Origin of the sequence: Nostoc sp. (assembly GCF_036919555.1) — a bacterium.
Classification (GTDB): Bacteria; Cyanobacteriota; Cyanobacteriia; order Cyanobacteriales; family Nostocaceae; genus Nostoc.
This window is the reverse complement of sequence record NZ_JBALCS010000121.1, coordinates 1-21409: the sequence shown is the minus strand read 5'-3', so window position 1 is coordinate 21409 and position 21409 is coordinate 1. Positions and strand designations below refer to the sequence as shown.

Sequence of the window (21409 nt, the reverse complement as noted above, 5' to 3'; positions counted from 1 at the left end):
TTCTTTGCTATTGGACTACTGACTCGGCTGTAGTGTATATGATTACTGCCATACAAACACTTTGGCTTCATATGGCCCCAAGTCAATTATGATGCCATCATCACCAGCTTCGACATCATAATTGCCTGTCCACTCGTGCCATGTACCACCGCTTGCTAAGTTAGGAACATGATAGCCACCTAGAAAGTTTTCTGAAAAATTAGCTACCACGACTACACGAGAACCTTCATCATTCCAACGGCTATAAGCTAGTACTTTTGCTTCTGGATTTTCGTGGATAAAATCAATATTTTCGGTGTATAGAGCATGATTATTTTTACGCAGGTTGGTTAAACCTTTGTATGAATCAAATAAACTACGATTTAGATCATTACCTAACAGCGTCCAATCAATTTTGGCTGATTCAGGTTGTTGAGGTTTGTACTCGCCAAATTCCTCTCCCATCCAAATCAAAGGTACGCCAACAGCAGTCATTAGGATGGCTACTCCTAATTTAGCGCGTCTAAAGGCTTCTTCATCAAAAATCTCACGGTTTCCCAATTCAACCATGACATGATTATGGTCGTGATTGGTGAGGTAATTTACTACGTTGGTGGCACCCAAGAAGCCTTGGCGCTTGCAGTCAATGACATCTTTGAGACGCTCTAAATCAAATGTATCACCGCAGATATGTTCTAAAATGCAGTGATAGAAACTGTCATGCCAGCAACCATCCATTGGGCCATCTACATTGGTAATGCTGGTAGTTTCAGGAATGTGTTCGGCAATGTTGTAAAAAGGCTTCATGCTAGCAGTTTTTTTAGCTTCCTGAACAATCCAGTGCATGAAGTCGTAGTTAGCAATTTGCCGTGCTGCATCATAGCGAATACCATCAAGATGATATTCCCCAATCCAAAAACGGATTGTCTCACCAATAAATTTCCACGCGGGATGAATATCTAATTTTTCGTCATAATGTTCATAATTAAACTCAGGTCCCCAGTTATTATCAGGGTCACGGGGAGAGTGATGATACCAATAATCGTGGTCAATTTGTGTTAAAGGAGCAGATGCTTCTGAGTGATTATAAATACCGTCAAGAATTACACGAATACCTTTGGCATGACACTCATCAATCAATTTTTTCAATTCAGCAGTTGAACCATAACTAGATTCTGTTGCAAAGAAGTGGCGGGGATTATAACCCCAACTATAATCACCAGGATATTCTTTAAGTGGCATCAACTCAATAGCGTTGATTCCTAGTTCACACAAATAATCTAACTTTTCAACAACGTGTTTGTACTTGCCTCGTGCATAAGGATCATCCTCGCCACCAGAAAAGTCACCAACGTGCAATTCATAAATTACTAATTCGCGGTCAGCAGGTAAAGGTTTATCATCATGTTGCCAAACATAAGTATCGGTAATCTTTTTACCATCTTTGACCCGGATAACACCATCATCTTTTCCACTCTGTTCATCTATATCAGTTGCATAGGGGTCTGTAACATCAACCCATTGTTCTGGTTCAAAAAACCATGAATTTGACTGGACGCGAAATTTATATTTATAAACGCCGTCTTCTAGTTCAACACTTGTGCGGAAATAACCATCATCACCTTTTTCCATTGGAATTTCTTGCCAATCAGAAAAAGAACCAATTAATGCGGCTCCTTTATTGTAAGGCGCAAATAAATTAAATTCAATTGGCTCTGACATAGAAGTATTTGTAATATCAAGGGTTGATAGAAATATTCTCTGATGTTCAATTGAATTTGCAAATCGCTCTAGAGAAAGAATTAGATAAGGAGTGCTTCTATCTTCAGGAATAATTCATGAATATTTTATAAGATTTAACTGTGGTTTTTTGATTTTTGGCTGTTTATAGCATTTGTTGATTGACTAAAATGCATATTTGTTGTATCGCAGATTTTAGCTATAAAACTACTAATTTTAAAATCCTATTACATCCAACTACAAAAATTCAGTAAATAAATCAAGAGTTTTTTATTAAATTCTAATACAGCAGATATTCGGTAAAAATAGGATATTATTTGCCAAATATAGCAATCCTAAATGAAATACAAAACAATAGTACATTTATACCAAGCTGAAGTTGTTTACCAATCATCAAAAATTTGATTTTCCGAAACTGCATCAGTATAAACCCTGTTCGGATCTCAAATAGGATTGCTATATCTGCTGATAAAATTACTCAATTTTGTCGTTAGTTTGTTGCAGATAACTTAACAACCAATTCGCTGCCGTCGCCCTGCGAGTTTGCCGAGGGCCGAATTCACCAATTTTGTAACCTTTGAAGCCCAGTTTTTCTTTTAGCATTTGTTTATTTTCAGCCGGAATGGAACGAGTCAATTTGACTGTTGCGGGGCGAGATTCAATGAAATCTGGTGGTTGTGGGTACTCATTCTGCCATTCTGGTACAACTTGGCTTGTGTCCCATTGTGCAGTTGAGGAATCATAGCGATAGCCTAAATAATGCCATAGCAACTGGTTAACTGTGGCATCATCAAGTTTCTCGTCAAGAATTGCCCAAATTGTTTCTGTATTGAGTGGTGGCAGGTTAGACATAAACAATTCAAAATTCCAAGTGGAAAAACTGACTACTGATTAAATTACAGCAGTTTTCAGGTATTTAGACTACGACTGATATAGAGAATGGGGAGTAATGACGCGATCAAGAGTGGGATAATAGCGATCGCTAATACAAAAATCACAGTGATGACGAAGACCGTGATTAATTTTGCGAGTTGGAGTTAAAAACAGGTTGTGTATACACAAACTAGGTAGACTGGAAATCGTAAAGATTAGACCAGTCTATGCAGAATTCCACAGCACTGCCAAAGATCATCCGCGCCCATGTATTCATTTCTGGCCGAGTCCAAGGAGTAGGCTATCGCTACGCCACTGTGGATACAGCTAGCCAGTTAGGATTAACCGGTTGGGTGCAGAATCTCCCCGATAGTCGAGTAGAGGCAGTCTTTGAAGGGGCGCGAGAGGTTGTAGATGAAATGCTTCGCTGGTGTCACTCCGGGCCACCTGCTGCTGTGGTTAAAGATATTGTGGTTGAGTTTGAAGTACCGGAAGGGTTGCAAAGATTTGAAGTTAAGCGAAGCGGGTTGAGTAAATAGTTAGGAGTTAGGAATTAGAATATCTTCCATTGTGTCTCCTGGTTGTTAGCTTATCAAGCCAAAGCGTTAATATCATATAAAGAAAACTAAACCTCAAAAAGTATTAAAACTTATTATTTACAATCTTAACGAATTTTCTAGAGTTGCGGGACTTGCGATGTCTACGACGGGCTACGCCTACGCTGACTGGTATTGACTATCTATCATGAGTGGGCGATGTCTAACGACAAGCAGCTGAGCGTCTACCCATTTTCATCGAGCATCTATTCAATTTTTGGTTGCTGTGGTTTCAAACTGCACTTGTCGGTATAAATGAGCGACGCCGAATAGCCCGTCGTAGACATCGCTATTTCTACATCCACCGAATTGCTACCCTGACCAAGCACTAATGCTCTAGCATTTTATCTTGCAGGTGCTTTCTGGCGATCGCCGAAGCAATTCCAACCCTATAGCAATGTAATAAATTCCTCTAAGCTTAAATCAGCATCCCGAATTATTGCCCGCAACGTACCCTTGGCTAATTCCTGATGATCTGGGACAACAACTTGAGCAAACGGTTCATCTCGTCGTAGAATAATATGGCTACTTTCCCTACGCTTTTCGTAAAAACCCACCTTTTCTTGGGCTTTGACGCAATCTCTTCCTGAAATACTCGGTAGTTTGCTCACACGAGTACCAGAAACGTTTCAAAGTTATCTTCTGGAACCGGCAAGCCATCCTCCTCCAACGCTGCGACGTAACCTGAAATCGCCTCTTTGATATTAGAAAGGGCTTCCTGTTTAGTCTTACCCTGGCTAAGACAACCTTTTAGGCTGGGGCACTCTACAATCCAGTAGCCATCTTCATCTCGATACACGATTACCTGTCTCATATTCCACTTGATAACAAAAAATGTGTATAACTGTTCTTGATCTTAGCAAGTAAGCCTCCTAAATCTGCCTTCCACTGTGCATTTCAAGCTCAAATTGTATATTATATCATGTCCGGGTAATTCGTTGTGATTCCCATAGTCATTGCACCCCACACGCCAGATGCTCCACTTGGGGAGACCCCAAGACCGCACTGGCTCCCCTTAATCCCCTAAGAGCCGGCTCTTAGGGGAGACAAAGCATAGCTTTGGCGGGGTGGGGTTCTTCGGGTTTAATAAGCAATCAAGCGGACATGATATTACTCGGCGCGTCTATGAATCCTCATCGAGCATCTATTCAATTTTCGGTTGCTTCAGCTTCAAACTGCACTTGGCGGTACAAATGAGCGTAGGCGTAGCCCGTCGTAGACATCGCTATTTCCACATCCACCGATTCCAGTCGCAATATCTCGCCCGAATTATACTCCGACAGCACCCATTTTCCTTGTTTGTTGCGCCGAAACACTTCCACACCGGGTTGAGCTACTTGCACTAAGACATATTCTTGCAAGGTTGGAGATTGGCGATATTTGGGAAACTTTTTCCCCCTATCGGCTGCTTCCGTTGATGGTGATAGCACTTCGATAATTAAGCAGGGATATTGTATCAATTGTGGATCGCGATCGCGATCGTCGCAAGTCACCACCACATCTGGATAAAAATACTTTAGCCCAGGTTCTACCTGCACCTTCACATCTACAATGTATACTTCACAGGAGCGATCGGCTAAAGCATCATCTAGAAGCTTAAAGAAATTTGCAGAAATCCGATTATGGTTGCGCGTAGCACCACTCATCATCACAACTTCGCCATCCCAATACTCGTAGCGTTCCTCTTGGGTGGGTTCCCAAACCAGATATTCCTCTGCACTCATCAAAATGTTGTCGGGTAAAGCAACCATTGGGGCGATTTATTACAGCACTTTCTGCTGCTATGAGGTACAGATATTTGGAATGCTATTAGCACAGACAAACGGTAATTCGATCAATTAGTGTACCCCATAACTTCCGGAAGTGCTGTAATGATTTACTTTTCTAGGATAGCCAAAAAAGGGTGTTCTCTTGATTGCTACCTTGATTAAGCACTAATGTCCTAGCATTTTATCTCTGAGATGTTTAATGCGATCGCTTCAGCAAGTCGATATTAACGTTGCCAATCATCGCCGCAGATAGCCTTCCGACGGTCGGGTGTATTGGGATTGTTATACTCCTCCCTACCTACCAACTTGAATCACGTTGCGAAAGATCATAACGGGGTTGAATACCCTGAATTGATTGTAGGTTTCTCTCTCGGTATTGTCCTCCGTAACCAAGCCTCCACAAAACTACCTCGTCTACCCATTGAACTCCTTTCTGCACTACTTCCCACTGTTGAATCTCAGTTAATGAGATTGGGGTGGACTTGGCATGAGTTGAATTGTTTCGGATCTTTACAAAGTCATTTACTACTGAATTATCACCTGATACGCCTAAACGATTGAGAAGTTCGTTAATACGATCCATTGCGGAGAGCTTCCCGAATTTATTTTTACTTAAAGTTCCTTCTTCTACTAAAATTATTCGCGCAAGATTTTCTAATAAAGTTCCAAGTGCGTTAGCTACAACAGGAAGCAAAACATTTCTTCTGCGTCCAAATGCTCTTGGAATTGCTTGAAAATACCACTCAAGAAGCACAATCCATTTCTCACGCCAATTAGAATTTTGAAGCATTCGCTGAAAAGTCGGAAAGCATTGAACAAAATTTAACAAGTCTTTCATGCCAAAATATCTAATGCAACCTTGCCCTAATTCTTCCTGTGGAACTATCAAAGGAGCCTCAGCCAATGAAGCTACATCTTCTATACCTATTCGGTCTGTTTCTATATCCACAAATTTCTTTGCAATTACATAAATTGGTTTAATATATCCACCATTTATATATGACAGCATCAAACATAAATCTGAGATAATTTTACTAGAATTAGACAAAGAAATATTTAATAAATCTTGAATCTTTGTAGAAGCTTGTTTGGTCTGGAAGAGCCGAATTTTCAATGTAATCATTGAACCCCTATTCTGAACTTCTGGCTTCAACCAATCTAAAGCTTCCTGGGTTGTAGAAAATTCAACACTCCAATCACTCCCAATCTCTACTTTAAAAGATTCACATTTCAAAGCCTTAGTGATGGCTCCAAGGTTACTACCTGTAGCCTCTCTCAAAAAGTCTGTATTTGGCAAGTAGAAATCAAAATAGTGAGCATTTGATTTAATATCCCCATATACAACCTGCTCTGCATAACCACGACTTTGCCGCCGTCGTCCACCTCGAAATGTGAATGTTGGTTTTTCCACAACAAGTCGAGGATCTGAACCATCCCAAGAATTCAATTTCTTTGGAGGTGGTTCAAAAGAGAGAGAATCAAAGTTATATTCTCCTCTAGCTGCTTCAAATTCCCAATGAAGTCGTGGAGTTTGATTAATAGCAAGCCAAACAGTCAAACGACCTTCAGTATCATCTAAATGACCAATGTTGTTAAATAGTTCTACATCTTGTTGTTGACCAACTAAATCCTTATCCAAAAACATAATTGCACCTTATATTATGATCTCTACACTTTAATTGATTTGACAGTTCTAGAATAGTGAAAAAAAGCGTTCTCTTGATTGCTACCCTTTATAAGCACTAATGCCGCAGCATTCTATCCCGCAGGTGCTTAATGCGATCGCCTCCTAGATTTTTCGCAATAATTCCCGAATTGCAATCGCACAATCAGGAAAAGCTAAAGGTGAAATTGTCACATCCTCTGCAAGTATGCTCTCACTATGATAGCCGTCTGGACTGGGGAGACGATACATATACAACTTGCGTCCATTGACATCTAAAATCCAGTACTCAATAATCCCTGATTTAGCATAAGCGATCGCTTTTACTTCTCGATCATATTTGAGACTGGAATCAGCTATTTCAATCAGTAAAAACACTTCGGAAGCATTAGGATGGTGATCGTCATAATCTAATGGATTGAGCTTCACCACCGAAATATCTGGTTCTGGTTCCGAGTAATCATCAAGTTGCACTGGTGACTGGATTCTTAATAAAACTTTGTCACCCAAACGTTGACGTAATAACCTTTCTGTGCGGGTAATTGCTGATTCGTGAGCAGTTCCTTTTGCTGACATTCTGATGATTTGTCCCGCTATTAATTCTAAGCGTTCTTCAGGATGAAAAATCCCCGTTTCCGCCATTTGGTGATATTCTTGAACACTAATTAGGCGAATATTGGTAAGCATATAGCGTTTCCTAATCACATGAGTTACATCATAGCCCCCTCTCGAAGAGCGGGGAGGCAGGGTGGTTTCATACAAGCAGAGAAAAAACAAAACTGAGTTTCAAAGCCTCTCTCCGCTTCGGGGAGAGGTTTGGAAGCGGGGTAAAAAGCCATGTCACAAAACGAGAATCAAGACTTATGTATTTTTCTTTCTTCGTATGAAACCACCCTGCTCTCGAAGAGCGGGGAGGGGGTTGGGGGTGGGGTTCTTGTACCTCGCTCAACTGAGAACTGCTATAAGATTCACGTTAATGTCCTAGCATTTTATCTCGCAAATGTTTAATGCGATCGCGCAATTTTGCCGCCTCTTCAAATTCTAATTTCTTCGCCGCCTCTTTCATCTGCGCTTCTAACAGAGTAATCAATTGGGGAATCTGTTCTAACGGCAGTTCATCTATATGTTCATCTACAACTTTCAAGTCTGTTGCATTTAACCGCCGAGATACATCTAAAAAAGACAAAATCGCATTACTTGATTTTTTCACAATCGGTTGTGGTGTAATCCCATGCAGTCGATTATGTGCCGTTTGAATACCACGCCGCCTGTCTGTTTCATCAATAGCTTTAATCATGCTACCTGTCAGATTATCGGCATACAAAATTGCTTGTCCCTGGACGTGACGCGCGGCTCTACCAATAGTTTGAATTAAGGAACGCTCGGTTCGTAGGAAACCTTCTTTATCTGCATCCATAATTGCTACTAAGGAAACTTCTGGTAAATCCAAGCCTTCCCGCAGCAAATTCACACCAACCAAAACATCAAATTTACCCTCGCGCAAGTTCTGCAAAATCTCAATGCGCTCAATAGAATTAATCTCGGAATGTAAATACCGTACCCGAATACTGTGGTCTTGCAAATATTCTGTTAAATCTTCCGCCATCCGCTTGGTTAATGTGGTAATTAACACTCGTTCATGGCGATCGGCTCTATCTTTAATTTCTCCCAACAAATCATCAATTTGTCCTTCTGTGGGACGCACAGAAATTTCTGGATCAACCACCCCAGTTGGTCGAATCACTTGCTCAATTACATGGTCTTCAGAAACTTCTATTTCCCAATTTCCGGGAGTTGCGGAAACAAAAATACACTGATTCACCTTTTGCCAAAATTCTTCGGCTTTTAAAGGACGGTTATCAGCAGCGCTAGGAAGCCGAAATCCATGTTCGATTAAAACTTTTTTTCTAGCTTGATCACCGTTATACATCCCGCGAATTTGGGGTACGCTAACGTGAGATTCATCGATAACTAATAGCCAATCTTTGGGAAAATAATCAATTAAACATTCTGGTGATTCCCCAGCTTGTCTTCCTGCTAAGTGACGGGAGTAGTTCTCAACGCCGTTGCAGTAACCTACCTCGCGCAGCATTTCTAGGTCATAGCGTGTACGTTGATCTATGCGTTGCGCTTCTAATAGTTTCCCAGCTTGTTCTAAGTCTAGTTTTTGCTGTTTTAACTCGGCTGCAATGTCATGACAAGCTACTTCTAACCGTTCTTCTGGGGTGACAAAGTGACGTGCGGGGTAGATATTCACCGCTGACAAACTCTTGAGAATTTCACCTGTCACTGGGTCAATGTAGCGAATCGCGTCAATTTCATCGCCAAAAAACTCGACACGAATAATCCGGTCTTCATAAGCTGGGCCAATTTCTAAGACATCACCCCGGACGCGAAATTTTCCCCGACCCATTTCTATGTCGTTGCGGCTATATTGAACATTTGCCAAATCCCGTAAAATTTGGCGTTGATTTACTTCCATACCTATCTGAAGGGGGATGGCAGCTTTCAAATATTCTGCTGGCATTCCCAAACCGTAGATGCAGCTGATGGATGCAACGACAATCACATCACGGCGTTCAAAAAGCGATCGCGTCGCTGAATGTCGCAACATATCAATTTCATCATTAATCGCTGCCGTTTTTTCAATATAAGTATCGGTAACGGGAATATACGCTTCTGGCTGATAGTAATCGTAGTAGCTGACAAAATACTCAACTGCGTTGTTGGGAAAGAAATCCCGCAACTCGTTACAAAGTTGTGCCGCGAGTGTTTTGTTATGCGCCAGAACTAAAGTAGGCTTGCCAATTTTCTCAATAACTGCTGCTACCGAAAATGTCTTGCCAGTTCCAGTGGCTCCTAGTAAAGTTTGGTAACGGTTGCCTGATTGGATACTAGCAGTCAGTTGGGCGATCGCTTGTGGTTGATCGCCTGTGGGACTAAAGGGAGCTTGAAGACAAAATTCTGTCATACAGTTTAGCTGGAAATACCCGATCTTATGGTGACAATTTCACCCTATATTTATTGTAGCTGGCTGATTAGACGAAATAAATAGCAATATTTTTTTATAAAAGTTAATAATTTAATTTTACTTATGTATCAGTTTGAAAGATACTTATATCTATATGAGGTTTTTTAAGGTTAAACTCTAAGGTATATGGGAAAAAATGTCATCTTTCCTTAATTATTGTAAAATTCAATTAACAAACCAGAGGTGTTCGTTTATGACTATTAGCAGCGCTGGCAAAGCAACCAGTTCTCGGCAAAACAATGCCAAGTCTCCAAGAGAAACTACAGAGGAAGTTGAAAATCAACTAGACCAGAGCTTGAATGCAGATAAAGTCGAGGAAGTTACTGAACTGCCAGTGGGAGCTTCTGGCACACTCGCCATTTCTGGAGTTCGTCCCATAGGCGCTAGCGACTTAGAAGTTGCTGAAACACTTTCAATTGCTGGGGTGCGTCCCATTAGCACCAGTACGTTAGAAGTTGTTGAAACTTTTAACTCAATGGGTATTCGTCCAATTGGCGCAAATACATTTGAAGTCGTTGAAAGTATCAATCTCTCTGGGATTCGTCCAATTGCCTCAAGTTCATTGGTAATTTCTGAAAGCTATTCTACATTTGGCAACCGTCCGATAGCATCAAATGAGGTTGAAAATTCTGAAAGCCTGATGGGTTTTCTAGATTAGACAAAAAAATATCCTCATAACTTTATTAACCCAGTTTCTGTACGGAACTGGTTTTTTTTACTACAAAATTAAAAGAAAAGATTACGATATTTGCACTTTCTCTATGTCTTTTAGCATAGGTAAGTAAACTCTAGTTGTTTTATTTTGTATTCAACCAACAGCCAGGATGCTTACTATAACTACTTTTCTAAATTTTGAATTTTGAATTTTGAATTTTGAATTATTTAATATGCCTTGTGGTGGAAGGCTTTAGCAAAAACCTTAAGCTACTGTGTAAAGGTAATAACAAAAGATTTCAAAGTTAGTTTACAGCTTTGAAATAAACTTACAATAAAAAAGGAGTACCAAATGAGCTTAGAAGACCGGGCTAAAGCAACTGCCAAAAATATTGAAGGTAAAGCCCAAGAAGCCGCAGCAGAAATTACTGGAGATCCAAAAGATAAAGCTGAAGGTAAAGCAAAGCAAGCTGAAAGCGAAGTACGTCACGGTATTGAAGACGTAAAAGATAATGTGAAGAAAAATATTGACTAATAATTCATACTTTTTTTTGCAGAAACTCTAGTGAGATAAATTGGGTTTATCCCGTTTTTGCCAAAAATATATGAGTTGTTCGAGAGCCAAGCTCAAGTCTTTTCAGATTATCTGAGCAAGGATTAGAGAATAGAAGCTCGCTTGATTGTAAAATTTTTGTAGAGACGTAATTAATCACGTCTCTACAGTTTCCAAAACTTAAAAAAATGGAGCCAGAATTGCAAAAGGCGATCGCACAAATTAAACCCTGGCGATCGCCTTTAAAATTGTAAAATTGAATTAATATCTGGCGCTGCGCCAATGGCTACTCAAAGAGTAGCGATATCTATCACCGGCTGTGACGCTCGAACGCAAACAGCTTGTAAGCAGGACTCGCTGTTCGCGTTCGTCGGTGAAGTAATTTTGCCCAATCTGAAAATTATTTAAAATATCATAAAATTGTAGTATTATAGCACGGGCATTAACTATCTTCAACTACATCTGATTGTTAGCGCTCTGAAATTTAAAATCCATGAGAATATACCGTGAACCTAACTATTTATTTCCTCCGTCATGGACAGACAGAATGCAGTCGCAATAATTCCTTTTGCGGTTCCATAGACTCAGAACTTACCCCAGAAGGATTGGAGATGGCAAAGGCTTTTGCAGACGCATATAGTTCTACACCTTGGACAGCAATATTTTCTAGTCCAATGCGGCGAACTATATTGACAGCAAAACCCTTATGTGAAGCAATAGAGATGGAACCACAATTCAGAGATGGTTTAAAGGAAATCAACTATGGCAAGTGGGAAGGAAAAACGCCAGAAGTAATTAGCCGTGAATATCACGATGATTATATTTGCTGGTTAGCCGATCCAGCTTGGAATGGTCCAACTGATGGAGAAATAGCAATTACAATTGCTTCTCGCGCTATGCAGGTAATTGAAGAAATCAAGCGTTTATACAGCAGTGGCAATGTGTTAGTGGTTTCCCACAAGGCAACTATCAGAATTATTCTGTGTACTTTGTTGGGGATTGATGTGGGACGCTTCCGTTTTCGCTTGGGATGCCCTGTTGCTTCCATCGGTATTGTAGAATTTAGCTCACATGGACCGCTCTTAAAGGTTTTGGCAGACCGTACTCATTTGGATGAGCGTTTGCGAAATTTACCAGGAACGTGACTTTTTGCCCTGCCACGCGCACCTCATAGCGCCAATATCACCTATAATACTGCTCAACTTGACGTAATAAAACTGGTTTTTTAGCTAAAGAAGCTTCTCAACAGCGACGCTAAACTGCTCGTAAGGAGAAACTCCCACGATGGTTTCTGCTAAAACACCATCTTTGAAAATTAAAACCGCCGGAATACTGCGAAGACTGAATTTTTTGAAAATCGGCTTGTTGCTGTCAACGTCTACCTTAATGACTTTGACGCGACTTTTGTATTCCTGGGCGAGTTGATCCATTAACGGACTGATCAGGCGACAGGGACCACACCAAGTAGCAGTAAAGTCAACAACAACGACTTTCTCTTCACTTCCAGTTAAAACACTATCAAATTCACTTTCTTGAACGTAAGCAACTATGTCAGTATCAGTGGACATTTTTTAATTCCTTAGTCTCAAACTAAAATTTCAGTAAAAAGCTAACTATACAAACTATACTCCCTTCTGCCTGTCAGATTTACCTGTAACCTACATCGGCAAGCCACCGCAGATAACTTCTGCTTAGTAGCGTAGATTTCAATAACCTACAACTTTTGTACGTAGGGTGCGATCGCGCTGATCACCTTTTGTTAATAAGACTATTTTTAGTTTTCTCATTTTCTGCATCTATTTATCTTTATATAGTTTGGTGTTTTCGTACCTATCTACTTATATTTTTTTCCTATTCTACCAGTAATAATACTTGGTTATAAAAACTTTATTTATTTAATACGCCAGATATATACATTAATACTAAAACACTTTATAACCGTCATACATAGAATTTTAAACCTGATCTTTGTATAAAAAACATCAAAATCAACTGAATTAGTGTTAATATTTGTAACATAAGTATCTTTATGAGGATATATTAAGTAATGGCTATTGTGAAAGAGTTTCCAGTAAATCATTTAAAATCAGTTTCTAGTCAAGGAAATAAGACGGTTGTTGAATCTTTAGCACAACAATGGGCTAAAAAATATATCGGGAATCTCAAGGTTGATACTGATAGTACAGAAAAAATAGAAATACCTAATTTATCAGAGATAGTATCACCAGAGGGACGAAAGAGAACTGCTCAAAAAGTATTAGATTCTTTGCGAAGTGTTAGTGCTAGAGCCTGGAATAAAACTGAGGGATTATTATCAAGAGAAATTAAACAACATGGCATCGACTTAAACCTAATTAATCCGTGGGAAATCGCCGGAGATTCTTTTAACATTTACCAAAAAGCTTTGGATGTATATACTCAACAAACAATATCACAACCTCTTTCTTTGGTAAGGAACCTGCTTGATTCAGAGAATCCACTTTATGAACAGGCATTAGATGTTTATACAGAACAAGTGGCTCCTAGCAAGCTGGCTAGAGTTATTGGTGCGGATATAGGAAAGCTGAGAAAGAAATACACAAGTCATGATCCTAGAGTTATTGGCTTTGTAAGTATGCAGTTTCATTATACAAGTCAAATGCTCATAGAATCACTTGAGCCAATAGAACAATCACTTATTAGTACATACTTTAAAGTGATTGACGACCATTTGTATATGCCACTGCAACGTGCTTATGAAGCAGCAGCTAACCATGATTCTAATTCTGTAGCATTATCCGCAGTGCAAAAGTTGCTACCAATTAGTACACAAATTGCTAAGAGGATTTCCCAAAGAGTAATTGAACTTTATCCAAATTACAACTCAATGTCTGGTGCATTAAGTGATCTAATAGTTAAGACTTCTAGTATTCGGGATGTAGAAATGTTTCAAATATACCTGTGGGTATGTGCTTTAGAAACAAGCTGTGGAGCTATCCAACAAGAGTTATTTCCCTTATGTGTAATGCTCTATCCCAGATTAAAAGTGCAGTGGGAAGTAGTTCGTCAAATGCTACATTTGCTGAGAGAAGAAATAGACATTAGCTTGACTTCTCAAGAAGCAGAAACTTTAATTCCATATTTCCAGGTATTGTGGGATATGTTCTCTCCAGAGGTGTTTGCTGAACTTGGATTGTAATCGGGACTTTCAAGGAATAAATTACTCAGAAAAGAATTCTTCTCTGCGAGATTCTGTGCGTACTCTTGCAAAGAAGCCTTAATAGTCATTCTCTTGAGAGAACAGTTCTAACAACCCAATTGTGCCTACAAAAAAAGTATAAGTAGCATATTTTATTGGCATCTTTTTTCTTGAAGTTGCATAAAAAGCTGCTATAATACTTTCGATAAAATGGCTCGTCATGGCAAAACGCTCAATCCAAAAAATTGGATTAAGGCTGCTTGGGAGATTACTACTAGTTATTACTGCATAAATATTCCACGATTCTAATCCAATTGCGCTTGTTATAAGCATCGTAGATATAAGTTTCACAAATGTAAAAATGTTTCTCTTTATAAACTTTAAGTTCATACTGTTCACAAAAAATATTTAACATATCTTAAAGACTCGGTGATATAACAAAGAAGTTAATGTGTGTTATCTAAAAATTCACACTAAGTCAACCAATTTTATATCATGATTTCCATTTTTTTAAAAGCCGATAAAAATATGGACATGGTGTATTAAGCCAATATTCCCAAACTATTGAGAATGGAACTGTGGAAAAACCTATGCCGTTTTGTTATTTGAGGATTTATCCTTAAAAGTTTCCTCGTAAGGATTTAGGTGTTTGAAGCCCAATCACAGAGTCAGCTTCAAAATTGAATTTTGTTTATTAACATACCTTTGATCGCAATAATAAACGGAAACATAGACGTTACGCAAATATTATTGAGAATCAAAGTTTATGCCTAATCCACGGAAACTCTTATCCCGGAAAGGTTATAGCGATTTAGGTATGACCTGAATCCTTACGTTTCCTCCTTGTGAAAATAGAGCAAAATGGCATTTAGCGTCCGATTTCATCCCTCAAAAACCCTGAAAAACAGAAACTAAACTACTCAGGCAAGAAAAACAAACGCCATACCCGTAAACACTAGGAGTAATGAAGATTAAATCACCAGATATTTAAAAAATGAGAAAAGTGTGGAATAATACATAGGTGGTAAATTTAATTGCACTCGATAGATTGATAAGAAATGTAAAGCTATGATTGCTCAACATTACAATTCAATTCATGTTGAAAACAACTTGCTTAAACAAATCAAAATTAAAGAAAATCAGCTAAAAATTGCGCAAGAAGCTAATATGCTCTATGTAGCAGAAGCATTACAGAATCAATTATTAAAGTTACAGTGTCAATTGTCAGAGCCGCAAGACGTTGAAATTCAGGCGTTGATGAGTTTGCTAGACGATTAAGATTGTAAAATTGTGTTGCAAGCTTTATTGAAAACACAAAAACTCTGTTAATCGGTAGCAAAGCATAGTGATTGCGATCGCTGGGGATGTGGTTTAGGTGCTACAGCTGAAGAATTAACAGTACAAGAAGTAGCCATCTAAGGTGTCATAGAAGGATAATGATTTTTACTTAGATAATAAGATATTAGAATTTTGGCTGGGTATGTGGTCGTTTGATCTGCGGTACTGAATCAATCTTAAGAACAGGTTTCATTGAGCGCAGTTGGCTTTGCCTAAGAATTTGAATTTCTCTCTCAATCGAATCTTTTCCTTGCCTAAAAAACTCTTGAGAATTATATGGAACTAAGTCACGGGATAAATGTTGAGCTTGTATTGGAGTCATATTAGGGAAGGCTTGTTCAGCATTGGCAGAAATCTGTACAGCCAGGAAAAAAGCTGTTGAAACCACCAAGGGTTTTATTTTTATACATCCGGTGAATATCAGGTTTAACATGGTTGATACATCTGTTGCGTGAATGCTGCTTCAAATCATCTTGTGTTGGTCTGATTATAAGGGACTGACAATTAACAATTCAAAATTCAAAATTCAAAATTAAAGACATTTTCAGACGAGGTTTTAAAGGGGTTTGCGCTTAAGTTGACACCTATGAACATTGTTGTGTCTCTACCTGTGTACTTCATTTACCTGAAAAACGCTGTGAATATAAAATCGATGACATGAACGGATATATAGCAATTCTAAATCATTTGTGAAAAATCACAGTTGTTAATATGGTGAATATTGCTGCTACTACAACTAATCTTTTATAGAAAAGTTTAGTTTAGAGAACTTTGGATAAGTTTTATATAACCGAATGCGTTACACAGGCATTCACTAACGGTAAGAGTGGACCTAGTTGTTCTTGTCCATTCACGGCTAAATCGCTGTGACACAAGTAAACTCTCTCGGATACACGAGAGAGTAAATCTGCCAAAATCCTTCGTAGTCGTTGTTCTTCTGCTAATTTCTCATCTTCTGCTGTCCAAGGTTCCCCTAACCTGTCTCGTAGGAAAAACGGCGCACCAAATAAAGTCGCCGCGCCACCTTTGGCCCATAGGGGTGAACCAGCATCTAGCCAAAAATGCCAACGGTGCGATCGCCTACTAGATCGATATTGAAATATAGTTGCTAAGGTGACGGCCTTTCTGGCTCCACCGATGGGACGCACAGGGTAAGGGTTGGCGGTGATTGTACCACGTCGCAGTAATTGAATGAATTCGATAATAGTTGTGTAAGGCGTTGTCTCAACTGGGGAAATTTGTCGTAATCTGGTGTCAATTTCCCAGTAGTGTTGGGCGGTTTCTAATAATTCTCGCAGTGCTGCTAGTTGTTCGTAGGGGAGATTGCTACCATTCCACAAAAAGCGCTGAATTGCTCTATCTAAAAGGGAAATGGGACTGGGAATTAAACGCAATTCTTGTTGCGATCGCTGCTCTTCTAACCACTGTAATATCTCATTATAAGCTGTGGTCGCTGCATAGCCGATTCTATCCCAGCGCTCGAAGGCTGAGACTGGTAGCAAGTTGGGGCGTGAGGGATGGGGTAAAAAGCAGTAATCTGCAATCAAACCAGCACGTACCGGGTCAATATTGGTAGAGACGCGATTAATCGCGTCATTGGTAGAGACGCGATTAATCGCGTCTGTAGAGTTTTCTGGTAGTTGTTGTTTCCTACTTAGAACAACTAGCATTTCTGCCACGGCATCCCGATCTACTAAGCGTCCCAAGCCGGGATAAACTAGTGCCAGCATGGTTAGCAATGCGCGAATGATCGGTGAACTAATTAGGGGACGTTGGTCATTCAGCGATTGTACTTGGATGTTTTGCTTGACGAGGATTTCTACTAGAGTATAACGAGCGATCGCATCTAAACCCGGTGCAATAATCGCCACTTGTTCTGGTTGCACTTGCTGTGATTGGATGGCATTAGCAATTACTTCTGCTGTTTGTCGCAATAGTTGAGCGCGGGAGGTGGTTTCAATTGAATGCACAATCTCAGGTAAGCTCAACAGTACCATCGGTTCTGTGACTAATTCCACCATCTGTTTAGTGAGTTGCTCACCAAGGGACTCAGGAGGCGGCCCGGTCAAGATTTCTACCCGACAACGCTCTGCTAGCCCTTCTAGATAATTGGGATCTGCTCCCAATCCCAATCGCACTGCACCATCAAGATTGTAGCTAAATGCCCCGACTGCGCCTTGATCTAATAGCAACTCAAACAAAAGACGCGCTACGCTAGGATAATCATCAACATCATCCGCCAGAACCGCCTGATAGCGTTTAGTCAGGTGCTGTTGATAATTGCGATCGCTTAACAAATACTGACTATAAAGTTCAGTAATAATCCCATAAGTCAGTAATCCCCTCTCTAAACACCAGTTACGCCAATCTAGGAGCAAAGATCCCAAAAATTCTGGCTCTAAAGTTGTAGTATTTTCTCCCAGACCCCTGGCCAAAATCTGGGCAATATCTTCGCAAGGCATACCACTGTAAGCTGCTAATTGCAATAAGTCTAGGATGCGACGCACCAAGCGAGATTCATTCACTCCCGCGATACGTAAAATTTCTTCGTCTAATTGGGGACGCCAGAGTTTGGTTGCTAACTCTTGTTCCGTTTCTGGCCGCAATCGTACCGGAAACTGTGCCTTCAGGTTCAACGAGTTAATTAGCAACGGCCAAAATAAAATAACTTCATCCTGGAAAAAACCTAGCGGTGTCTTGGCACGAACCGGATATTTTCCTAATGTAGATGTAACAATTATATCTCCCAATTCTCGACGATTATCATCGTTGGCAGCTAAGACTAAAACTCCTGGCTCTGTTTGTTTAAGATATAAAAATTCGGGTATGCGATCGCCCTTGGCGTTGGCGAAGCCATCGCCTTTTTTACGTCCCTGTCTTTTAGTATAAAATGATTCTGTGTATTGATTTTCAGATTTTACCCAATTACAAAATTGCTCTACCAAGCGAGCCGTCTTACCACTGCGGCTAGTGCCAACAATCCAAACCGAATGAGAAACCACAAACTTTCTCCTTGTAGATTTGCTAGTATACCTCGTGCGTTAACTTAAGGTTAAGAATCACCAAATAATGCTGGATGATTGTCTGCAATGAAAAACTCTGTTTTTAGTCAAAAAATCTATTCTTTCTTACTTGCTGCTTATCGATGGTACTTACAGACTCCTGAACGTTCTTTAGATGAAGCTTACAATGCAGCATTAAAGATTCAGGAAATAGAAAATAAACATTTTAATGGTAATAAAATAGACATTGACTTAGCCATGTACAGTAATAGCGTAATGGATTATTTTGAGTCAGACCTAAAAAAGCTATTAAAAACTGTGAGGATGCGGCTGACGGAGTTTAGAGCAAGCCGTTGGTTTCTAAATGAAGAAAATCAAAAAGCTGCTCAGAAAGTAGGTATAGAGTATTTAAGTCCTTCTTTGGTTTTGGAAAAGCTAAACTCTATCGATCAAATTATATCCAAATACACAACAATTTCTGATCAAATAACTTCTAAAGCTTTAGTAGTCCAACCTCCAAATCTACCAGTTAACTCTGTGATCTCTGAGGACAAGTCGCTACTCGTCAATACTCCAACGTTACCACCCAAAATAGCAACTCAAAACTTAGATAGGAAACCAGAAATAAAGCGTAAAACCGATACAATGGGCGTTTTACCCCGCTCTCTTTTAAGTACTATCACTCGTCTGCAAGTTGAATTAGACCCTAATTCTGAACAAGAGGTAATTCAGAGTTTTCGTCAGACTCAAAGAAGAACAATAATATCTATCAGGTTTATTTTACTATTAATTATAGTCCCACTTTTAACGCATCAGATAGCAAAAGCTTTCGTAGTCGGCCCCATTATTGAGCGGGTTAGAAGCTCTGAGCAAATGCAGATATTCCTCAATTCAGAAATGGAAGAGGAAGCCCTGGTAGAATTACAAAGATTTGAAGAAAAGCTCAAGTTTGAAAATCTCATTATAAAAGCCCCTCCACTATCATCTGAGCAGATTGAAAATGAAATGGGTAATAAGGCTATAGAGCTTGCTAAAGAATTTCGTCACGAAAGCTCTAATGCGATCAAAAATATTTTTGCAGACATGTTCTCGGTGGGTGCTTTTATTTGCCTTTTGTTAGTTAGCAAGTCTTCTATTGCTGTCCTAAAGGATTTCATTGATAATATTGTCTATGGACTTAGTGATAGTGCCAAGGCATTTATCATCATTTTGTTTACTGATATATTTGTAGGATTCCACTCTCCTCATGGCTGGGAAGTACTACTAGAAGGTGTATCGCGCCATTGGGGATTACCAGCAAATCGAGATTTTATCTTCTTATTTATTGCTACATTTCCAGTGATTTTAGATACAATTTTCAAATACTGGATATTCCGATTTTTGAACCGGATCTCACCATCAGCAGTTGCCACTTACCGTAATATGAATGAATAAGGTATTGGGCATGGGACATTGGACATTGGGGAAATTTTTGATGTTTGATTTTTGAATTTGAGCGAAGTGGGATAATCTCAAAAATTTTGAATTTTGATGAAAAAGACACTTGCTGGTTTAGGAAAGTTTAATAAAGTTATCGCTATCAGCTTCCCTGTAGTTTTGTCGATTTTGCTGGTGCGGATGCAATCTTTGGCGCATCGGGAACTTAGCTCGCCAGAATGTCGCGTGCAAAAGTGGAATATACCAGTTTCCTTGACTGCTGAAAATCAGGATGCACTTACACAAAAGCAAAAAGCACCATTAATCCAGAGACTACCAGTTACTTGTTGTCAAGGTGATACCTCTTGTTTGGATGAAGTTCTCTATGGAGAAATACCAGTTAAACAATTCAAAATTCAAAATTCAAAATTCAAAATTGAAGATCCAGACAAAAAGGCATTGTTAAGAGCAATCGCTCACAGCCTCCAATATTTGCAAACAGCTAATGCTCTGGCTGCTTATCAAAACTATCAGGTGGCTGGGATTACGCGCGATGCCGCTTTCGGCGGCTTGCCCCTTCGGGATCGCGTGTTCAAAAGCTTGAAAAGATTCCGTGAACTTCTATTAAAAACTAATTCTGCAACAGAATTACATCAAGCGATCGAGCGGGAATTTGTTCTTTACCAGTCAGTCGGTCAAGATAACAAAGGTTCCGTTTTATTCACCGCCTATTATGAACCACTTTACGCAGCCCGTCGCGTCCCTACAGCAGAATATCGTTATCCTGTTTATGGATTACCTCCTGATTTAAACTCCTGGTCTAAGCCTCATCCTACACGCTTGGAATTAGAAGGAGTAGATGGTTTGCAAGGTGCAAAGGGTAAATTACGAGGATTAGAGTTGTTTTGGTTTCGCCTTCGCCTCGAACCATATCTAGCTCAAATTGAAGGTTCAGCGAGACTTCAGCTTCCCGATGGTACTCAGACAGCAATCGGCTATGCTGGTAATAACGCTTATAACTACAAAAGTCTTGGCCGAGAATTAGCGAATGATGGCAAATTACCGCTACAAGGTATGACTATGCCAATTATTCTCGACTATTTCCAAAAGCATCCCCAAGAGTTAAATATTTATATTCCGCGCGATCGCAGCTTTGTTTTTTTTCAAGAAAATCACGGTCAGCCAGCCCAAGGTTCTATCAATGTACCATTAACAGCAGAGCGTTCTATTGCCACAGATAAATCCCTCATGCCTCCTGGTGCTTTAGCGTTGATTCACACTTCTATTCCCTTTGTTAATCCTACCGGAAAAATCGAGGAGCGCATCGTTAGTCGCTATGTTCTTGACCAAGATACCGGAGGTGCAATTAAAGGTGCAGGTAGGGTAGATTATTTTTTAGGTACTGGGAAATTAGCAGGCGATCGCGCTGGTGTCACAGTCAGCAATGGACAATTATTTTATCTATTACTCAAGTCCCAGAATTAAACACACTTGCATTTTAATACTAAGATTCCCGACTTATTTATAGCAACCGCCAAGGTGGTTTGGGCATAAACTAGAAGTAGTCCCTTTCGTTATCCTGCAAAACGCGATCGCTGTAAATATGCCCAAACCCTA

General features: G+C 39.7%; 20 protein-coding genes. 8 read left to right on the top strand and 12 right to left on the bottom strand.

The window, feature by feature from the left end; all coding sequences use genetic code 11:
- Nucleotides 1–42: 42 nt before the first annotated feature.
- Together V7K36_RS32380 and V7K36_RS32375 are read right to left on the bottom strand one after the other, a co-directional pair.
- A complete protein-coding gene (locus V7K36_RS32380) occupies nucleotides 43–1701 on the bottom strand; it encodes an alpha-amylase family glycosyl hydrolase (protein ID WP_335121981.1) in 1659 nt (552 codons plus the stop codon).
- A 492-nt stretch (nucleotides 1702–2193) separates the two neighbouring features.
- Complete coding sequence (locus V7K36_RS32375; protein WP_335121979.1) at nucleotides 2194–2571, bottom strand: DUF1823 family protein; 378 nt, start codon at nucleotides 2569–2571, stop codon at nucleotides 2194–2196.
- Between the two features lie 248 nt (nucleotides 2572–2819).
- On the opposite strand from V7K36_RS32375, the gene V7K36_RS32370 reads away from it, so the two are divergent.
- Nucleotides 2820–3131 (top strand): acylphosphatase, encoded by a 312-nt coding sequence (locus V7K36_RS32370; protein ID WP_334826039.1) that lies wholly within the window; start codon nucleotides 2820–2822, stop codon nucleotides 3129–3131.
- 446 nt (nucleotides 3132–3577) lie between these two features.
- On the opposite strand, the gene V7K36_RS32365 is transcribed toward V7K36_RS32370, so the two are convergent.
- The 6 genes from V7K36_RS32365 to uvrB all read right to left on the bottom strand — a co-directional run bounded on the left by V7K36_RS32365 (nucleotide 3578) and on the right by uvrB (nucleotide 9591).
- A complete protein-coding gene (locus V7K36_RS32365; protein ID WP_335121977.1) occupies nucleotides 3578–3799 on the bottom strand; it encodes a type II toxin-antitoxin system HicA family toxin in 222 nt (73 codons plus the stop codon).
- Nucleotides 3796–4002 carry a type II toxin-antitoxin system HicB family antitoxin gene (locus V7K36_RS32360; RefSeq protein WP_335093901.1) on the bottom strand — a complete coding sequence of 69 codons (207 nt, stop codon included), beginning with the start codon at nucleotides 4000–4002 and terminating at the stop codon, nucleotides 3796–3798. The genes V7K36_RS32365 and V7K36_RS32360 overlap by 4 nt, the downstream gene beginning before the upstream one ends.
- Before the next feature lie 334 nt (nucleotides 4003–4336).
- A complete protein-coding gene (locus tag V7K36_RS32355; RefSeq protein WP_335121975.1) occupies nucleotides 4337–4939 on the bottom strand; it encodes a Uma2 family endonuclease in 603 nt (200 codons plus the stop codon).
- A gap of 316 nt (nucleotides 4940–5255) precedes the next feature.
- On the bottom strand, nucleotides 5256–6602 hold the full coding sequence (locus V7K36_RS32350) for a hypothetical protein (protein WP_335121973.1): 1347 nt from the start codon (nucleotides 6600–6602) through the stop codon (nucleotides 5256–5258).
- A gap of 144 nt (nucleotides 6603–6746) precedes the next feature.
- Nucleotides 6747–7307, bottom strand: a complete 561-nt coding sequence (locus V7K36_RS32345) for a Uma2 family endonuclease (protein ID WP_335121971.1) — start codon at nucleotides 7305–7307, stop codon at nucleotides 6747–6749.
- Nucleotides 7308–7593: 286 nt separating this feature from the next.
- Nucleotides 7594–9591, bottom strand: a complete 1998-nt coding sequence (gene uvrB / locus V7K36_RS32340) for an excinuclease ABC subunit UvrB (protein WP_335121969.1) — start codon at nucleotides 9589–9591, stop codon at nucleotides 7594–7596.
- A 253-nt stretch (nucleotides 9592–9844) separates the two neighbouring features.
- Between uvrB and V7K36_RS32335 the strand changes: the two genes are divergently transcribed.
- The 3 genes from V7K36_RS32335 (at nucleotide 9845) to V7K36_RS32325 (ending at nucleotide 12003) form a co-directional block, all read left to right on the top strand.
- Nucleotides 9845–10309: a hypothetical protein gene (locus V7K36_RS32335; RefSeq protein ID WP_335121967.1), complete on the top strand. Its 465-nt coding sequence runs from the start codon at nucleotides 9845–9847 to the stop codon at nucleotides 10307–10309.
- Nucleotides 10310–10657: 348 nt separating this feature from the next.
- Nucleotides 10658–10840: a CsbD family protein gene (locus V7K36_RS32330; RefSeq protein ID WP_335121965.1), complete on the top strand. Its 183-nt coding sequence runs from the start codon at nucleotides 10658–10660 to the stop codon at nucleotides 10838–10840.
- A 524-nt stretch (nucleotides 10841–11364) separates the two neighbouring features.
- The gene (locus tag V7K36_RS32325) at nucleotides 11365–12003 is read left to right on the top strand and encodes a histidine phosphatase family protein (RefSeq protein ID WP_334826027.1); all 639 of its coding nucleotides are present in this window, start codon (nucleotides 11365–11367) and stop codon (nucleotides 12001–12003) included.
- An 84-nt stretch (nucleotides 12004–12087) separates the two neighbouring features.
- Here the strand turns inward: V7K36_RS32325 and trxA are convergent, their stop codons facing one another.
- Nucleotides 12088–12426, bottom strand: a complete 339-nt coding sequence (gene trxA, locus V7K36_RS32320; protein WP_335121963.1) for a thioredoxin — start codon at nucleotides 12424–12426, stop codon at nucleotides 12088–12090.
- A 479-nt stretch (nucleotides 12427–12905) separates the two neighbouring features.
- Here trxA and V7K36_RS32315 point away from each other — a divergent pair, with 479 nt between their 5' ends.
- Nucleotides 12906–14036, top strand: coding sequence for a hypothetical protein (locus tag V7K36_RS32315; protein ID WP_335121961.1), 1131 nt, complete (start codon nucleotides 12906–12908; stop codon nucleotides 14034–14036).
- A gap of 78 nt (nucleotides 14037–14114) precedes the next feature.
- Here the strand turns inward: V7K36_RS32315 and V7K36_RS32310 are convergent, their stop codons facing one another.
- Nucleotides 14115–14426 (bottom strand): hypothetical protein, encoded by a 312-nt coding sequence (locus V7K36_RS32310; RefSeq protein ID WP_335121960.1) that lies wholly within the window; start codon nucleotides 14424–14426, stop codon nucleotides 14115–14117.
- Between the two features lie 678 nt (nucleotides 14427–15104).
- Here V7K36_RS32310 and V7K36_RS32305 point away from each other — a divergent pair.
- A complete protein-coding gene (locus tag V7K36_RS32305; RefSeq protein ID WP_335121958.1) occupies nucleotides 15105–15314 on the top strand; it encodes a hypothetical protein in 210 nt (69 codons plus the stop codon).
- 184 nt (nucleotides 15315–15498) lie between these two features.
- Here the strand turns inward: V7K36_RS32305 and V7K36_RS32300 are convergent, their stop codons facing one another.
- Nucleotides 15499–15807, bottom strand: coding sequence for a hypothetical protein (locus tag V7K36_RS32300; RefSeq protein WP_335121956.1), 309 nt, complete (start codon nucleotides 15805–15807; stop codon nucleotides 15499–15501).
- Between the two features lie 349 nt (nucleotides 15808–16156).
- Nucleotides 16157–18376, bottom strand: coding sequence for a recombinase family protein (locus V7K36_RS32295; protein WP_335121955.1), 2220 nt, complete (start codon nucleotides 18374–18376; stop codon nucleotides 16157–16159).
- A 78-nt stretch (nucleotides 18377–18454) separates the two neighbouring features.
- Here V7K36_RS32295 and V7K36_RS32290 point away from each other — a divergent pair, with 78 nt between their 5' ends.
- Nucleotides 18455–19810, top strand: a complete 1356-nt coding sequence (locus tag V7K36_RS32290) for a proton extrusion protein PcxA (protein ID WP_335121953.1) — start codon at nucleotides 18455–18457, stop codon at nucleotides 19808–19810.
- 96 nt (nucleotides 19811–19906) lie between these two features.
- The gene (gene mltA, locus V7K36_RS32285; RefSeq protein ID WP_335121951.1) at nucleotides 19907–21277 is read left to right on the top strand and encodes a murein transglycosylase A; all 1371 of its coding nucleotides are present in this window, start codon (nucleotides 19907–19909) and stop codon (nucleotides 21275–21277) included.
- The last annotated feature ends 132 nt before the right edge of the window (nucleotides 21278–21409 follow it).

Excerpts from the sequence above, each read along its gene's own strand:
- V7K36_RS32380 (WP_335121981.1), bottom strand. The coding sequence starts at position 1,701 with ATGTCAGAGCCAATTGAATTTAATTTATTTGCGCCTTACAATAAAGGA.
- V7K36_RS32375 (WP_335121979.1), bottom strand. The coding sequence starts at position 2,571 with ATGTCTAACCTGCCACCACTCAATACAGAAACAATTTGGGCAATTCTT.
- V7K36_RS32370 (WP_334826039.1), top strand. The coding sequence starts at position 2,820 with ATGCAGAATTCCACAGCACTGCCAAAGATCATCCGCGCCCATGTATTC.
- V7K36_RS32360 (WP_335093901.1), bottom strand. The coding sequence starts at position 4,002 with ATGAGACAGGTAATCGTGTATCGAGATGAAGATGGCTACTGGATTGTA.
- V7K36_RS32355 (WP_335121975.1), bottom strand. The coding sequence starts at position 4,939 with ATGGTTGCTTTACCCGACAACATTTTGATGAGTGCAGAGGAATATCTG.
- V7K36_RS32350 (WP_335121973.1), bottom strand. The coding sequence starts at position 6,602 with ATGTTTTTGGATAAGGATTTAGTTGGTCAACAACAAGATGTAGAACTA.
- V7K36_RS32345 (WP_335121971.1), bottom strand. The coding sequence starts at position 7,307 with ATGCTTACCAATATTCGCCTAATTAGTGTTCAAGAATATCACCAAATG.
- uvrB (WP_335121969.1), bottom strand. The coding sequence starts at position 9,591 with ATGACAGAATTTTGTCTTCAAGCTCCCTTTAGTCCCACAGGCGATCAA.
- V7K36_RS32335 (WP_335121967.1), top strand. The coding sequence starts at position 9,845 with ATGACTATTAGCAGCGCTGGCAAAGCAACCAGTTCTCGGCAAAACAAT.
- V7K36_RS32330 (WP_335121965.1), top strand. The coding sequence starts at position 10,658 with ATGAGCTTAGAAGACCGGGCTAAAGCAACTGCCAAAAATATTGAAGGT.
- trxA (WP_335121963.1), bottom strand. The coding sequence starts at position 12,426 with ATGTCCACTGATACTGACATAGTTGCTTACGTTCAAGAAAGTGAATTT.
- V7K36_RS32315 (WP_335121961.1), top strand. The coding sequence starts at position 12,906 with ATGGCTATTGTGAAAGAGTTTCCAGTAAATCATTTAAAATCAGTTTCT.
- V7K36_RS32310 (WP_335121960.1), bottom strand. The coding sequence starts at position 14,426 with ATGAACTTAAAGTTTATAAAGAGAAACATTTTTACATTTGTGAAACTT.
- V7K36_RS32305 (WP_335121958.1), top strand. The coding sequence starts at position 15,105 with ATGATTGCTCAACATTACAATTCAATTCATGTTGAAAACAACTTGCTT.
- V7K36_RS32300 (WP_335121956.1), bottom strand. The coding sequence starts at position 15,807 with ATGTTAAACCTGATATTCACCGGATGTATAAAAATAAAACCCTTGGTG.
- mltA (WP_335121951.1), top strand. The coding sequence starts at position 19,907 with ATGAAAAAGACACTTGCTGGTTTAGGAAAGTTTAATAAAGTTATCGCT.